This is a genomic window from Amphritea opalescens, assembly GCF_003957515.1.
GTDB lineage: Bacteria > Pseudomonadota > Gammaproteobacteria > Pseudomonadales > Balneatricaceae > Amphritea > Amphritea opalescens.
The window spans coordinates 53,968-69,431 of the sequence record NZ_RQXW01000022.1 but is presented as its reverse complement, the minus strand read 5'-3'; the positions used below and the strand labels follow the sequence as shown (position 1 = coordinate 69,431).

Annotated in this window: 12 protein-coding genes; 5 read left to right on the top strand and 7 right to left on the bottom strand. The window is 50.3% G+C overall.

Annotated elements, in window-relative coordinates:
* Positions 1–164 precede the first annotated feature (164 nt).
* From EH243_RS17420 to argH, 3 genes are all read right to left on the bottom strand, one after another.
* A complete protein-coding gene (locus tag EH243_RS17420; protein ID WP_126159933.1) occupies positions 165–2,153 on the bottom strand; it encodes a methyl-accepting chemotaxis protein in 1,989 nt (662 codons plus the stop codon).
* A 174-nt stretch (positions 2,154–2,327) separates the two neighbouring features.
* Positions 2,328–4,310 (bottom strand): methyl-accepting chemotaxis protein, encoded by a 1,983-nt coding sequence (locus tag EH243_RS17415; RefSeq protein ID WP_126159932.1) that lies wholly within the window; start codon positions 4,308–4,310, stop codon positions 2,328–2,330.
* A 216-nt stretch (positions 4,311–4,526) separates the two neighbouring features.
* The gene (gene argH / locus EH243_RS17410) at positions 4,527–5,924 is read right to left on the bottom strand and encodes an argininosuccinate lyase (protein WP_126159931.1); all 1,398 of its coding nucleotides are present in this window, start codon (positions 5,922–5,924) and stop codon (positions 4,527–4,529) included.
* A 185-nt stretch (positions 5,925–6,109) separates the two neighbouring features.
* On the opposite strand from argH, the gene hemC reads away from it, so the two are divergent.
* From hemC to EH243_RS17385, 5 genes are all read left to right on the top strand, one after another.
* Positions 6,110–7,051 (top strand): hydroxymethylbilane synthase, encoded by a 942-nt coding sequence (gene hemC / locus EH243_RS17405; RefSeq protein WP_126159930.1) that lies wholly within the window; start codon positions 6,110–6,112, stop codon positions 7,049–7,051.
* Positions 7,044–7,826 carry a uroporphyrinogen-III synthase gene (locus EH243_RS17400; RefSeq protein ID WP_126159929.1) on the top strand — a complete coding sequence of 261 codons (783 nt, stop codon included), beginning with the start codon at positions 7,044–7,046 and terminating at the stop codon, positions 7,824–7,826. The genes hemC and EH243_RS17400 overlap by 8 nt, the downstream gene beginning before the upstream one ends.
* Positions 7,823–9,088, top strand: coding sequence for a uroporphyrinogen-III C-methyltransferase (locus EH243_RS17395; RefSeq protein WP_126159928.1), 1,266 nt, complete (start codon positions 7,823–7,825; stop codon positions 9,086–9,088). The genes EH243_RS17400 and EH243_RS17395 overlap by 4 nt, the downstream gene beginning before the upstream one ends.
* On the top strand, positions 9,088–10,344 hold the full coding sequence (locus EH243_RS17390) for a heme biosynthesis HemY N-terminal domain-containing protein (RefSeq protein WP_126159927.1): 1,257 nt from the start codon (positions 9,088–9,090) through the stop codon (positions 10,342–10,344). The genes EH243_RS17395 and EH243_RS17390 overlap by 1 nt, the downstream gene beginning before the upstream one ends.
* Before the next feature lie 196 nt (positions 10,345–10,540).
* Entirely contained in the window at positions 10,541–10,927 is a 387-nt protein-coding gene (locus EH243_RS17385; RefSeq protein ID WP_126159926.1) for a hypothetical protein, read from the top strand.
* A gap of 106 nt (positions 10,928–11,033) precedes the next feature.
* Here EH243_RS17385 and EH243_RS17380 read toward each other — a convergent pair whose 3' ends face one another.
* The 4 genes from EH243_RS17380 to trxA all read right to left on the bottom strand — a co-directional run bounded on the left by EH243_RS17380 (position 11,034) and on the right by trxA (position 15,429).
* Positions 11,034–12,068 (bottom strand): FAD-binding oxidoreductase, encoded by a 1,035-nt coding sequence (locus EH243_RS17380; protein ID WP_126159925.1) that lies wholly within the window; start codon positions 12,066–12,068, stop codon positions 11,034–11,036.
* Positions 12,061–13,542 (bottom strand): 4-hydroxy-3-polyprenylbenzoate decarboxylase, encoded by a 1,482-nt coding sequence (ubiD, locus tag EH243_RS17375; protein WP_206441656.1) that lies wholly within the window; start codon positions 13,540–13,542, stop codon positions 12,061–12,063. Before ubiD ends, EH243_RS17380 begins: the two co-directional genes overlap by 8 nt.
* 60 nt (positions 13,543–13,602) lie before the next feature.
* Positions 13,603–14,862 carry a transcription termination factor Rho gene (rho, locus tag EH243_RS17370; RefSeq protein ID WP_126159924.1) on the bottom strand — a complete coding sequence of 420 codons (1,260 nt, stop codon included), beginning with the start codon at positions 14,860–14,862 and terminating at the stop codon, positions 13,603–13,605.
* A 240-nt stretch (positions 14,863–15,102) separates the two neighbouring features.
* Complete coding sequence (gene trxA, locus EH243_RS17365; RefSeq protein WP_126159923.1) at positions 15,103–15,429, bottom strand: thioredoxin TrxA; 327 nt, start codon at positions 15,427–15,429, stop codon at positions 15,103–15,105.
* Positions 15,430–15,464: the final 35 nt, after the last annotated feature.

Below are 15,464 nucleotides of genomic sequence, written 5' to 3'. Positions count from 1 at the left end.
GGCCTGAGAGGTCTTGAGGCGACTTAAAACGGCCTCAAACTATTGCCCCAGTATTTTGTTAATAAAACAGTCATGGCGCTAGAAAAGCAAAACCCCAGCAAAAATACTGGGGTTTATCAGTAACCTGACCCGCCTACTGGCGGGTTTCGTTTAAGCACGACCGACTAAGAGCGACCGATAGAGAATCGACCCAATAGCGCCTGCTGCTGTTTAGCCACATCCAATAACGTCTGGCTACTGTCGGCAGCAATCACCGCTCCTTGGGAGGTCTCAGCCGCCGCGGAGTTAATCGCAACTAAGGTCTGGCTCACCTCGGCAACCGCCTGTGCCTGCTCAACCGCCGCGGTTTCAATAAAGGTGTTGAGATCGCGGATATGCGCCACCGCTTCATTCATCGCTTGCAGTACATTCTGTGAACGACTCGCCTGCTCTACACAGTTCTGTGATTGCTTAAAGCTCTGATTCATCACCGCCGACACCCGCTGAATAGCGCCCTGCATATTCCCTACCATCTCCTGAGTATCCTGTACCGAGGCACGGGTCCGACCTGCTAGCCCTCTGATTTCATCGGCCACCACGGCGAAGCCCCGCCCCTGATCGCCCGCTCGAGCCGCTTCGATCGCTGCGTTCAACGCCAGTAGATTGGTTTTATCGGCAATATCCTTAATGGTGGTTAGGATCATCACAATCTGCTCACCAAACGCGGACATTTCAGCACTCACCCCCATCGCTTGATCAATACCACTCGCTTGGGTTTCGATACTGCCAATGGTATCCAGCATCTGCTGACTCACACTCTGGCTCAGGGATTCAAACTCATGTACCGCCTGCAGGGTTGTTTTACTGTGATCGGCCACTTCTGACACACTATGCTCCATCTCGACCGCCGCCGATGATGTCTGCTCCAGCTTCATACTTTGCTGATCCATCGATTGTGTCGTTTGCTGGCTAATCGCCGCATTACTATTCGCCACCGCCGATAATCTTTCTGCCCCTTCGGCTACCTTCTGCAAAATAGTCCGCAGCTCCTCCACCACCGAGTTAAGGTAGCGGCTCAGATCGCCCAATTCATCTTCACGCTCCACCGCAAACACGACGCTCAGATCACCTTGACGGAAGGCACTCAGTCCCTGATGGATATGCGCCAGCGGCACTCGGATGGTCTGCACCAACACAAACGCCACTATCAACGCAAAGATGACTGAGCCCGCCAACAAACTCACTATCCCAACATGACTAAAGTTGACCAAGGCTTGGGCTTCGTTACGCGCATTGCCCGCTAACTGATGATTCGCTTCAATAAACGCGTTCATCGCATCACGGGCCTGAGTAATGAGACCATCCGTCTTATGCAGACTCTCAACTAATGCTTTATCCGCAGCCGCTTGCTCGGTGTAGTAATCGACTAATCCACCATCGCTATAGAGGTGATTATTAACCGACGTAATGGTTCGCTTAAGCAACTGTACTTTAGGCACCATAGGCTCGGCTTCCTTCAATGCGGCAAGCAGCTCACCTTTACTTTTGGCCAAAGACTCCTGCAATTTTTCAATATCATTTGTGCGCTGATAGTCAACTAATTGAAAACGGTGCATTCTGAAAATAATATTCAGGTCTTGTGCCTTGCGCAGCACCTCTTGATCGACCTGATCTTCATATAGCGACTGCGTCCAGAGGTTGAGCGTATTGCCTAGCGACTGAAAATCGAGTTCCGCCTGACGGGTCTGAAAACCAAGGATAAGGGCCTGTTTACGCTCAGCTATCACTTGACGGGTGATGTCAAAGAACGGCTGACTCACCGCCTCTACTTCATCGAGTGTTGCCTTCAGTTCTGGTTTATCCGCCACTTTTTCGGCAACCAGCGCCTGCGCTTCATTAAACTTAACAATATTCGCCTTAACCTCTTTGACCTTCTTATTCAAATCTCGGATACGGTTTTGCGATAACGCCGAGAAAAGCGCTGAATTGACCTCTTCCAAATAGACCATTTGCTGGAAACTGCCCGACAACGAAGGGATCACCTTGTCAGACACGGTGAAAAAGTGATTTGAAATAGCTCGGCTTCCCAGTAAGCCGCCCGCGCCAACGATCACAATAAAAATAACCATTAAGGCAAAGCCAGCCGTCAGCTTATGGGTGACATTCAATCTCATTCATTACGCCTCTACTATAGTGTGTTTTATTATTGTGTCTTATTCAGCCCCACAACCTTTGAACACAGCCTCGGTGTTCAAAGTTATGCAAGCCAAGGGAGTAAACAGAAAAAGTTATTTAAATTCAAGAAATTAAATCAACCTTAAATAGATCACTGCCAGCAAAAAAGACCATCAGTTTTTGGAAAAGCGCGCGAGCAATGCTTGCTGCTGTTGTGCCACATCCAACAACTGCTGGCTACTCTCTGAGGCGATCACCGCCCCCTGAGAGATCTCAGTCGCTGCGGTATTAATCTCAACCAATGTCTGGCTCACCTCTGCGACAGCGCCCGCCTGTTCATTCGCGGCACTTTCAATAAAGACATTCAGGTCTCGGATATGCGCCACCGACTCATTCATGCTTTTTAATACATCCTGCGACAAGCCGGCCTGCTCAACACAGTTTTGCGTTTGCTGATAACTCTGATCCATCACTTCCGAGACGCGCACAATCGCATTCTGCATATTGCCCACCATCTCTTGGATATCTTTCACCGAATCGCGGGTGCGACCGGCTAAACCTCTCACCTCACCGGCGACGACCGCAAATCCACGCCCCTGCTCACCGGCACGCGCCGCTTCAATCGCTGCATTCAGCGACAACAGATTGGTTTTATCGGCAATATCCTGAATGGTGGTCAAAATCATCACGATCTGCTCACCAAACGCCGACATCTCAGCACTCACGCCCATCGCTTGATCGATGCCCACCGCTTGGGTTTCAATACTCTCAATGGTATCCAACATCTGCTGACTCACCCGCTGACTCAGGGATTCAAATTCATGCACCGCCTGCAGGGTTGTTTTGCTGTGATCGGCAACTTCCGCAACACTATGCTCCATCTCCACCGCCGCAGAGGCGGTCTGCTCCAGCGTCATTGTTTGCTGATTCATCGCTTGAGTGGTTTGCTGACTAACCGCCGCATTACTATTGGCCACGGTCGACAGCCGCTCAGCCCCTTCCGCCACCTTCTGTAAAATCCCGCGTAGTTCCGTCACCACGGAGTTGAGATAACGGCTTAAATCACCAAATTCATCTTCACGTTGCACCTCAAACACCACACTCAGGTCGCCTTTACGAAACGCACCCAAGCCCTGATGGATATGCGCCAACGGCACCCGAATGGTCTGCACCAAGACAAACGCGATAATCAGTCCAAAGATCACCGCCCCAACCGACAGCCCCACAATCCACAACCGCCCAACGAGCACCTCTTGGTTTGCTTGGGCCTGAGCCTGATTCAGTATTTGATTATTCTTATCAATAAACGCTTCGACCGCTGAGCGGGTCTGATCAATCAGCTTATAGGTGCTTTGCAGCCGTAACGCTTGAGCATTCTCAGCCTTATCCATTGTACGCAGATAAGCGATCAGCCCAGCATCACCATAAAAGTGCTGTTCAAACGCCATCACGTCATCTTGTTGGGCGGCAAACCGCCCTCCCAAGCTAATAATCTTTTCATAACCGCTAGGCAGATCACCCTGCTTGGTTTGCAAAAACTTATCCAGTCGCGTCATGCTCCGAGTGCGATTAAAATTCATCAACCGAGTCCGAAATATTCGTAGGGTTTTGCTCAAATCCTTACCCGCTTTCGCAACGGGGGTGCCGGCATAATCAACCTGCAGCTTACTCAAAGCACCGGATAGTGAGTTATCTAACTTACGCACCTGAATATCCGCATCGATAATATGTCGTTCATTATCGAGAATATTTCGCTGCTCTATCAACACCTTGTCGGCCAACATAAAGTACTGGTCGATCAATGCGCTCACCCGATCTAATTCGCCCACCAACTCAGGGTTATCCGCGACCCGCTCCGCTAGCGCCTGCTGATCCGCCTGAAAAGCCTCCAACTGCTCTTTAAACAGCTCTCGCTGCTGATTCAACTCTCTAACCTGGCGCTGCGATAAAGCCGCAAACAGCTCATTGTTTGCTTCTTCCAGACGCACTAACTGACGCAAACCATCGGTTAACGACGGCACGACATACTGCGTGACATGTTGAAACTTATATGAAATTAACTGGATAACTTTAAAGCCACCAAAACCCACAACGATAATGAATACGACCATGAGCATAAAACCGACGATCATTTTATGAGTGATATTGAGTTTCATCTGTGCTCCAGCACCACATCGCCATCCGGCTAGGTTAATAAAGCACCTTGAAAACAAAGCGCTTTTTACATATTAAATTGATTCAGTTGAAAGCCTAATCGATTAATCTACTCGGTTCCAGCAACAGAAACTTATCTTAATAACCCAAGCTGGGTAGTAAACACAAAAAAACCCACGCTGGCGAACCAACGTGGGCTTAAATAAAAACGTTAAATATCAACCACGTTGAGCCAACATTTTTTCTGCACGGTCACAGGCCTGACGCACCTGATTAGGTGCTGTGCCGCCGATATGATCCCGTGCACTGACCGATCCATCCAACGTCAACACATCAAACACATCACCGGTAATCTGATCCGAGAACTGCTGCAGCTCTTCCAGTGTCATCTCGCCGAGGTCTTTGCTCTGCTCAATACCGTAAGCCACGGCTTTACCGACAATCTCATGGGCATCACGGAATGGAATCCCTTTACGTACCACATAATCCGCCAGATCCGTCGCGGTGGAGAACCCACGCAGAGCCGCTTCACGCATGTTGTCACGCTTCGCTTCAATCGCTGGCACCATATCGGCAAAAGCTCGCAGACAACCCTTAACCGTATCGATCGCATCGAACAACGGCTCTTTATCTTCCTGGTTATCTTTGTTGTAAGCCAGCGGCTGCGACTTCATCAACGTCAGCAGTGACATCAGATGGCCATAGACACGACCACTCTTACCCCGCACTAGTTCGGGTACGTCTGGATTTTTCTTCTGCGGCATAATAGAAGAGCCAGTGCAGAAACGATCCGGCAAGTTAATAAAGTTAAACTGCGCCGATGCCCACATCACTAATTCTTCAGAGTAACGGGTCATATGCATCATCATGATGCTAGAGGCGGCACAAAACTCAATGGCGAAATCACGGTCGGAAACCGAATCCAATGAGTTTTCAGTCGGCGCCGTAAAGCCCAGCAGCTCAGTCGTGAGGTGACGATCGATAGGATAAGTCGTGCCCGCTAATGCCGCAGCACCTAATGGCAGAATATTGACCCGCTTGCGGCAATCAACAAAGCGCTCATAATCTCGGCTTAGCATCTCAAACCATGCCATCAGATGGTGTCCAAAGGTCACCGGTTGCGCGGTTTGTAAGTGTGTAAAGCCCGGCATGACCGTATCGGCTTCTTGACGCGCCAAACCGATGATGCCCTGTTGCAGACGGGTAATTTCAGCCAGCACATTGTCGATCTCTTCGCGTACATAGAGACGGATATCCGTGGCGACCTGATCATTACGTGAACGACCGGTATGCAGTTTTTTACCGGTGATACCGATTTTCTTAGTCAGCGCCGCTTCGATGTTCATATGCACATCTTCCAGCGCAATAGACCATTCAAAATTGCCATTTTCGATATCAGACTGAATTTCGCTCAGCCCCTGAAGAATATCGGCACATTCTGCTTCACTCAGCACACCCACTTTAGTAAGCATCTTCGCATGTGCGACAGAGCCCTGAATATCCTGCTTATACATCCGCTGATCGAATTGTACCGATGCTGTAAAGCGCGCAACGAAGGCATCCGTTGGTTCATTAAAACGGCCACCCCATTGCTGGTTGGTTTGTTCTTCACTCATGCTGAAACCTCACATCTGTCATCCGCACCGACGGCAAGCGGACCCTGTCCTAAATCAATGGCAGGCATTATACAGCAACCCACCCCCTAACCGCATGTCCGATCAGCTGTTACCGGCCTGCTTATCTGTTAAAATCGAAAAATAATTTGCGTAGCTGACCGGGCAACCGCCCTCCAGGATCCTGTATGACCGATAAAATAATCCGTATTGCCACCCGCCAAAGCCCACTTGCCCTGTGGCAGGCGGAGTATGTTAAAGCCGAGTTAGAGAAATTTCATCCAGGTATCACCGTCGAACTCATGGGCTTTACCACTAAGGGCGATGTACTACTGGATTCGCCACTCTCGAAAATTGGCGGTAAAGGTCTATTTGTTAAAGAGCTGGAAGTCGCCATACTCGCCAACGAAGCGGATATCGCGGTACATTCCATGAAAGATGTACCGATGGAGTTCCCTGAAGGGCTTGGACTAGCGGTGATCTGCCCCCGCGAAAAACCAACCGATGCCTTTGTATCGAACAACTACTCCTCTCTTGATGAATTGCCACAGGGCGCTATCGTCGGCACCTCATCCCTCCGCCGTGAAGCACAGATTAAAGAAAAACGGCCCGATCTGCAGGTCAAAACCCTGCGCGGTAACGTCAACACTCGGTTGCGCAAACTGGATGAAGGTCAGTATGACGCCATCATTCTCGCCACCGCTGGGCTATTGCGTCTGAAGATGGGCGACCGCATTGCCAGCGAAATTCCGCCAGAAGACAGCTTACCCGCCGGAGGACAGGGCGCCGTAGGTATTGAATGCCGCAGTGATGACGCCTCGACGCTGGCACTGTTGAAACCGTTACACGACCAACAAACCGCTATCCGAGTCACCGCTGAACGCGCCATGAACCGCCGCTTAGAAGGGGGTTGTCAGGTGCCGATCGCCTGCTTCGCCACCCTCAACCCGAGCGGCGATGAACTCTACCTACGCGGCTTGGTTGCCAGCACCGATGGCACCCGGGTTCTACGGGATGAATTACGCAACAGCCCTGATCAAGCAGAACAGATGGGTATCGAACTCGCCGAACGCTTATTAGCGGCTGGCGCGGATGACATTCTCGCTGAAGTATATAAACAGAATGGCTAAACCACGGGTATTGGTGACTCGCCCTGCGCACCAAGCCCAGGGCCAGATGACGCTGCTCTGTAGCTTAGGAATCGATCCGGTGTCCCTCCCGCTTCTGGAGATCACAGCGGTTGCCGAGGCAGACTCGGCTTTCCCCCTGCTAAAAAGCAATATTATGGATCTCGATCTGTATCACAAGGTCATTTTCATCAGCGCCAATGCGGTAACAGCCGGTATGGATTTGATTGATCAATACTGGCCACAACTGCCCCTCGGCATTGAATGGTTCGCTATTGGTCAACAAACCGCACTGACACTCGATAACTTTGGCATCACTGCCCAACGCTCTCCCGCCGGTTATGATTCAGAGGCGCTATTATCCCTTCCTCTGTTACAAAACATTGCAGAACAAAAAATATTGATTATGCGCGGCGAAGGCGGCAGAGAAACCCTTGCCGAGCAACTACGCCAGCGTGGCGCCCGAGTTGACTACGCCGATCTGTATCGTCGCAGCATGCCCCACTATACCTCCGAGCAGATCATTAGTAGTATCATAGATAAGCCTCTCGCTGCCGCCCTGCTGACCAGCGGCGAAGCGGTGAACAACCTAACCCAACTGATCAACGACCATGATCTGAAAGCATTACGGCATACACCATTGGTTGTACCCAGTGAACGAGTTGCCCGAATCGCAACAGAGTTAGGCTATACTCGAGTAATGACCGCCAGCGGACCCGATAACCAGGCAATGGCAGAAACAGTTTTATCGACTATCGATATGGATGACAGAACATGAAAAAAAGCGGGAATAACAATCCAGCCACTTCAGACAAACCCGAAGAAGTGATTGAGGGAGAGCTAATCGAGAAGGATTCCGTCCCCGCCGATAAGCCAGAACCAACCGACAAGAGCTCTTCAGCGAAGTCTGCCACGGGCAAGTCCGCCAACACTGCGGATAAAAAAGCCGAGAAGACAGAAGCTAACACCGCGCCCCCTGAAAAAGAGACGCCGAAGAAAGCCAAAGCGAGCTGGGCCGGCAGAATAGCGCTGCTGTTAGCACTGCTCGCCATTGCCGGTGTCGTCTATCTTTACTGGTTGCAGCTTCAGTCCGGCGACCAACTGCAACAAAGCCAGCAAAACACCACATCCGAACTCAATGGTGCGCTGACTAAGAGCCAACAACAGTTCGAGCAACAGATCAGCACTCTAAATCAGAAGCTATCAGCGCTCGAGAATAAAGCCACCCAGGATCAGTCCAATGTGAACGAACTGCAGAAGCGACTGACACAAAGCATCCAGCAAGTCACCGCCGCGCAGAACAACAACCGTGAAGATTGGCTGCTAGCCGAAGTCGAATATCTACTACGACTGGCGAATCAACGGGTATTGATGGAACAAACTCCTCGGGGTGCGCTGCAGCTACTACGCTCTGCCGATAAGATCCTCAGCGAAACCGACGATGTCACCATCTACGAGATTCGCAAAGCCGTTGCCGCCGATATCGCCGCGCTTGAAGCGGTACCAGAACTCGATACCGAAGGCGTCTTCCTACGACTGGGTGCTCTCAGCACTCAGGTCGATCAACTGCAAGTCATCCCACTAACAGAACAGCACAAGCTGCCAGATCTGTTGGATCAGATGAATAGCGAAGAGTTTGCCTCCAGCTGGAGCAGCGATATCAAACAGGCTTGGGCGACTTTATCTGATAAAGCCAGCCAACTGATTGTTATTCAGGATCGTAGTGAACCGGTTGAGCCGCTGTTATCACCCCAGCAAAGCTACTACCTACAGCAAAATCTACACCTCATGCTGGAACAAGCACAGCTGTCTCTATTGCAGCGTAAACCAAAAAGTTACCTTAACAGTCTGACCAAAGCCCAGCAGTGGGTTGGCACCTACTTTGAGCAGAACGACAGCAACACCCAAGCCCTGCTAAAGGCCTTAAACGAATTAGAACAGGTTGATGTGGCGCCACAGATGCCCAATATTTCCGGTTCACTCGCCGCCCTAAAGCACTACGTGAAAGCGATGCGTAAGCTGAAAGAGGGAGCTGCCTGATGAAACGCATATTTATCCTGCTGTTATTATTCCTCTTTGCGGGCACCTGGATCGGCCAAAAAATGATCCAGGATTCAGGCTACACCCTGTTTGCCTACGGCCAGACCACCATCGAAATGAGCCTCTGGGTCTTTCTCGTACTGGTTGTGGTACTGTTTTTCGCGCTCCACTGGGGCATTAATCTCTTTAACCGCTCCCTCAAATCAGGCACTCGCCTACGCCTATGGAGCGGTAGCCGTAAAAGCCGTATCGCCCATGATAAAACCCTGAAAGGTTTGATCGCGTTATCTGAAGGTAACTGGTGGAAAGCCCAACGACTGCTGTCGATGTCTGCCGATAACGCCGACCTGCCACTGATCAACTATCTTGCCGCCGCCCACGCAGCGCAAGAACAGGGTGACGAAAAAGCTTGCGATGAACTGCTACAAAAAGCCAGAACCACCACACCAGAAGCCGAAATCGCTGTTGGTATCAATCAGGCGCAAACTCAATTGGCCCGTGGCCAACTCGAACCCAGCCTTGCCACCCTGCTAAGCCTGCGCAAGAAAGCCCCAAAAAACACCTATGTGATGAAACTGCTGAACAAGGTTTATATTCAGCTGCATGACTGGCAGGCGGTGAAAGATTTGATTCCGTTACTGCGGAAAAACAAAGCGATGAAACCCGAGAAGCTGCTCGAAACGGAACAACTCTGCTACCAGAATCTATTAGAACAGAGCATCACCGAAGGCAGCTCACCCGAAGAACAGCGTAAAGCATTAGCTGAAACCTGGCATAACATGCCCGGCCAACTGGCCCAAGACGATATCTTGGCTCGCCACTATACCCAACTACTCGTGAGTATCGGTGCAGAAGCCAAAGCCGAACCTGTCTTGCGTGATTTGATCAATCGCAAGGGTGATAACGAGCTGATCAACCTCTATGGTCGTATCGAAGGTGAGAATCCGAAGAAACAGCTAGAAGCGGCTAATCGCTGGCTGAAAGATGATCCACTCAATGCCGATCTACTACTGACATTAGGCCGTCTGTCACAGCGCAATCAGCACTGGGGCAAGGCCGTGAGCTACTTCGAACAAAGCTTGGAGCAAAACCCTAAAGCCGAAACACTCAGCGAATTAGCAAGACTGCTGAAGAATCTCGGCGAAGCAGACAAGTTGCGTCAATTGATGGACCAGCACCTTAGCGTGATTGGGGGTGGGCTTCCCGCCCTGCCGTTGCCAAACAAAGGCAGCAGCACCAAAATCACACCGCTTTAAAGCATTGATACCCGTCGCGAGACGAAGTAAATAGCATATTTAGAAGAGAGCCATTGGCTCTCTTTTTTATTGCCACCAGCAACCCCTACAGCGCTAATGAACAATACCCTGTCGTTCGCGACAGCTATCTATTATTCCCTAGGTTGCTAAGATCATAACCTTGGCATATTCACGTTAATTAGCGACAGGTAGTCATATGAAATTATTAAAAGCATGCATGATCATGATTGGGCTTTATTCTACGGCAGGACAAGCCGCATGGTTGTGCGATCCCAACGCCGGTGGCGCGGGCTGTATGGAGTGCAGTGAGAGTTTCTGCGCATACGGCAGTGAAGGCACAGGCTATATCTGTCTGCACATAGCGCCCAACGGAGGATTGGACACCAGCGCGGCAACTGTCAGCAGCGTCAATAAAGAAGCGAAGCGATTCATCCGCAGCAGCAATGCGGATATTAAAGCGTTAGCGGAGTCCTTGGTTAATTTGACCGTGAAAGATGCCAAGGTTATGGCGGCCAATCAGAAAAAAGGCGGTGCACAGAAAATGATGGCGGCACCTCAAGCCAAAAAGATGGTGACTCAATAATACCGAAGGTTGCATAAAACGGCAGACATGCTGCCTGACGATGTTTAACCTCTAAACAACCAAGAGCACTCACCACTCTTGGTTGTTCATCTGATTAACACCGATTTTATTTGCGCGGCGCGTAAGCAAACACATCCGAATGGATCTGCGTATCTTGTAATCCCTTGGCTTCACAGGCGTCAGCCAATGCGTAAACCATGCTCGGTGACCCACTGGTGAAGATCTCAACATGATCAAAATGCTCGAAATCCGCCACAATCGCTTCCGGCAACAGCGCCGTACGGCCAGACCAGCCAGGGCTGTTATCCGGCTCACTGATAACGAAATGAACATGAACGTTGGTATGCTCTGCAGCCCATTGCAGAGGTAGCTTTTCAAGATAGAAGTCCGCCTCGACCCGAGCGCCCCAGTAAATATGAATAGGGTTAGCTACCTGGTTCGCCAACAGATGCTCGGCGATACTCTTAATCTGTGAAAATCCGGTGCTAGCAGCCGCCAAAATAACCGTGGTATCCGGCGCCAACTGATCGGCAGTGAGATAACAATCGCCCTTCGGTAACTCGATTTCAACACTAGGCTGGTGAGTGAGATGCTCAATAATAGCCAGTGACATTTCACCATCGGGTATCTTGCGGATATGCAGCTCAAGATCACTACTAAAATCGGGCGCACTACCGATAGAGAAAGCGGCGCGGCGCTGATCGGGCAGAATAATTTCGAGATACTGACCCGCATGAAACTCAACAGCCTGACGTCCGGTCACAGGGAGATGCAAACGCACCCGATACACATCATGACTCAACTGCTCAATGGCGGCGATATCGCAAACCAGTTTTTTCACTCGTAACTCTCCTGGGCGTAGCAGCCCATCGATGGCTATCCTAATATCACTGCGGGGCACCGCAGTACATGCATAAATCTGCGCGGCATTATCGCCTTCATCCAAGCACAGCTCAAGCGCGGGGTAACGCTGCACAATAGCGCCCTGCAACAGCGTTGTTTTACAAATCTGGCACACCCCATTACGACAACTAATCCGCATGCGGTAACCCGCGCGCGACAGGCTATCGAATATCGACACACCTGCGTCGGCTTCGATAACATGCTGTTCATTAACGGTGATGCGATAACGCTTAGTCACTGGTAATACCAAGCTGATCCCAGATATCGTCGACCCGTTGCTTCACTTCATCCGACATCACAATGGGCTCTCCCCATTCACGAGTCGTTTCACCGGGCCACTTATTGGTGGCATCCATACCCATCTTTGAGCCTAACCCTGAGACCGGTGAAGCAAAATCGAGATAATCGATCGGCGTATTATCGATCAGGGTGGTATCCCGAATCGGGTCCATCCGTGTCGTAATCGCCCAAATCACATCGTTCCAGTCTCGGGCATTGATATCATCATCGCAGACAATCACAAACTTGGTGTACATGAACTGCCGCAGGAATGACCAAACCCCCATCATCACCCGCTTTGCATGGCCCGGATACTGCTTCTTCATGGTCACAATGGCCATACGATAGGAACAGCCTTCCGGCGGCAAATAGAAATCGGTGATTTCAGGAAACTGCTTCTGCAAAATAGGCACGAATACTTCGTTAAGTGCCAACCCTAGCACCGCAGGCTCATCCGGTGGACGACCGGTATAGGTGCTGTGATAGATAGGATCTGGCCGGTGAGTAATCCGCTCCACAGTAAACACGGGGAAGCTATCGACCTCGTTGTAATACCCGGTATGATCGCCGAAAGGGCCTTCGTCAGCCATTTCATCAGGGCTGATATAACCCTCTAGAATAAACTCAGCGCTGGCCGGCACCTGTAAGTCACTGCCAATACACTGGGTCACTTCGGTTTTACCACCGCGCAACAGGCCTGCAAAAGCATACTCAGAAAGACTATCCGGTACCGGTGTGACCGCCCCTAGAATCGTCGCAGGGTCCGCGCCTAAAGCCACCGCCACGGGGAAGTTCTCCCCCGGATGCTGTTCTTGCCATTCACGGAAATCCAGTGCGCCACCACGATGCGCCAACCACCGCATGATCAGTTTATTTTTACCGATCACCTGCTGCCGATAGATTCCCAGATTTTGCCGCGATTTATTCGGGCCTCGGGTAATAACCAGCGGCCAAGTGACTAACGGACCGGCATCCCCAGGCCAGCAGCGCTGCACCGGAAGCTTACCCAGATCCACATCATCGCCTTCAATCACATGGGTCTGGCAGGCGGCATTACGGACCTTTTTCGGCCCCATATTCAGCACCTGCTTGAAGATCGGCAGCTTTTCCCAAGCGTCTTTCATCCCCTTGGGTGGCTCAGGTTCCTTGAGCATCGCCAGCAATTTGCCGACTTCTCGCAGACTGGCGACATCCTCTTGTCCCATACCCAGCGCTACCCGCCGCGGCGTACCAAAGAGGTTTGCCAGCACGGGATAATCATAGCCTTTGGGATTTTCAAACAGCAGTGCAGGGCCGCCCGCCTTGAGAGTGCGATCGCAGATCTCCGTTATTTCGAGATTAGGATCTACTTCGGTGCTAATGCGTACCAGCTCGCCCTGCTGTTCAAGGCTGTGGATAAAGTCGCGCAGGTCTTTATATTTCAGGTTTGACATAATATTCAGCTATAAAAAAGGGCAAGCGTTAAGCTTACCCTTTGATAACAAAGATATGAATTATGAACGACGCATAGAGAGGAAAAATTCGTCGTTCGTTTTGAAGTCTTTCAACTTATCGAGTACAAACTCGATCGCGGCAGAGTCTTCCATTGGATCCAGCAACTTACGCAGAATCCACATCCGTTGCAGCTCTTCTTCAGTGGTCAGCAGATCTTCACGGCGGGTGCCTGAACGGCGGATATTGAAGGCAGGATAGACCCGCTTCTCAGCCACTTTACGATCCAGATGCACTTCGGAGTTACCCGTACCTTTAAACTCTTCGAAGATTACTTCATCCATCTTCGAACCGGTATCAACCAAGGCGGTAGCGATAATCGTCAAACTGCCACCCTCTTCGATGTTACGCGCCGCACCAAAGAAACGCTTAGGGCGTTCTAGAGCATGGGCATCTACACCACCGGTGAGTACTTTACCGGACGATGGGATAACGGTGTTATAAGCACGGGCTAAACGGGTAATGGAGTCGAGCAGGATAACCACATCCTGTTTGTGCTCGGTCAAGCGCTTGGCTTTTTCCAGCACCATCTCGGCAACCTGCACGTGACGTGAAGGAGGCTCATCAAAGGTAGAGGCAACTACTTCACCACGAACAGTCCGCTGCATCTCGGTCACTTCCTCTGGACGCTCATCGATCAGCAAGACGATCAGGTGAACTTCTGGGTTGTTCCGTTTAATAGAATTAGCAATATTCTGCAGCATCAGGGTTTTACCCGCCTTCGGCGGAGACACTAACAGCGCCCGCTGGCCTTTACCCATTGGGCAAACCAGGTCGATAACACGGGCGGTCAAGTCTTCGGTACTGCCATTACCTAATTCCATCTTCAACCGTTCTTGCGCAAACAGCGGCGTCAGGTTTTCAAATAGAATTTTGTTTTTGGCATTTTCCGGCTTATCAAAGTTGATCTGGTCAACTTTCAGCAGGGCAAAATAACGCTCGCTGTCTTTTGGCGGACGGATCTTACCGGAAATAGTGTCACCGGTACGCAGATTAAAGCGGCGGATCTGACTCGGCGAAACATAGATATCATCAGGTCCGGCAAGGTATGAACCCTCTGCCGACCGGAGAAAACCGAAGCCATCTTGTAAAATTTCCAACACGCCATCGCCGTATATATCCTCGCCACCCTTAGCATGACGCTTAAGAATCGCAAAAATAACATCTTGTTTACGGGATCGCCCCAGGTTATCAAGTCCCATCTCTTTCGCTATTTCTAGCAATTCGGGGACGCTTTTCTTTTTAAGTTCGGTAAGATTCATAGGTATATGTAGTGTAGGGAGACAGGTCAACGCCTTGAGCGGAACAGCAAAAAAACTATTCGGGTCAGATTGAATTGATAATGTGAAATTAGAGTTCTAAACCAGAGTATTTCTTAGGGTTCTGGAACAGAATCCGGTGTTTGGAGGTAACACTATAATGCGTTGGTTAAAAAGAGTCCAGTAAATCAGGGAGCAAACCATGATCTTGGTCACTCCCTACGATTTTATCCAACTAATAATTTAGATGCTTTCTTCAATAAAAGCGGCTAATTGTGATTTAGACAATGCACCTACTTTTGTTGCTTCAACGTTGCCGTCTTTAAATAGCATCAGTGTTGGAATACCACGAATACCAAATTTAGGCGGTGTTTCGTTGTTTTCATCGATATTTAACTTACAGACTTTCAGCTTGCCATCATACTCTTTGGCAATCTCTTCCAGTACCGGAGCAATCATTTTACAAGGGCCACACCACTCTGCCCAGTAATCTACTAATATCGGGCCATCAGCTTTCAATACATCATCTTCAAAGGAAGCATCTGTTACGTTAACAATATTTTCACTCATAAAAAGCCTCTGCAGTGAGATTCACTAAATATTTA

Bases quoted from the DNA above. Each gene is read 5' to 3' on its own strand.
- EH243_RS17420 (WP_126159933.1), bottom strand. From the start codon at position 2,153: ATGAGATTGAATGTCACCCATAAGCTGACGGCTGGCTTTGCCTTAATG.
- EH243_RS17415 (WP_126159932.1), bottom strand. From the start codon at position 4,310: ATGAAACTCAATATCACTCATAAAATGATCGTCGGTTTTATGCTCATG.
- argH (WP_126159931.1), bottom strand. From the start codon at position 5,924: ATGAGTGAAGAACAAACCAACCAGCAATGGGGTGGCCGTTTTAATGAA.
- hemC (WP_126159930.1), top strand. From the start codon at position 6,110: ATGACCGATAAAATAATCCGTATTGCCACCCGCCAAAGCCCACTTGCC.
- EH243_RS17400 (WP_126159929.1), top strand. From the start codon at position 7,044: ATGGCTAAACCACGGGTATTGGTGACTCGCCCTGCGCACCAAGCCCAG.
- EH243_RS17395 (WP_126159928.1), top strand. From the start codon at position 7,823: ATGAAAAAAAGCGGGAATAACAATCCAGCCACTTCAGACAAACCCGAA.
- EH243_RS17390 (WP_126159927.1), top strand. From the start codon at position 9,088: ATGAAACGCATATTTATCCTGCTGTTATTATTCCTCTTTGCGGGCACC.
- EH243_RS17385 (WP_126159926.1), top strand. From the start codon at position 10,541: ATGAAATTATTAAAAGCATGCATGATCATGATTGGGCTTTATTCTACG.
- ubiD (WP_206441656.1), bottom strand. From the start codon at position 13,542: ATGTCAAACCTGAAATATAAAGACCTGCGCGACTTTATCCACAGCCTT.
- rho (WP_126159924.1), bottom strand. From the start codon at position 14,862: ATGAATCTTACCGAACTTAAAAAGAAAAGCGTCCCCGAATTGCTAGAA.
- trxA (WP_126159923.1), bottom strand. From the start codon at position 15,429: ATGAGTGAAAATATTGTTAACGTAACAGATGCTTCCTTTGAAGATGAT.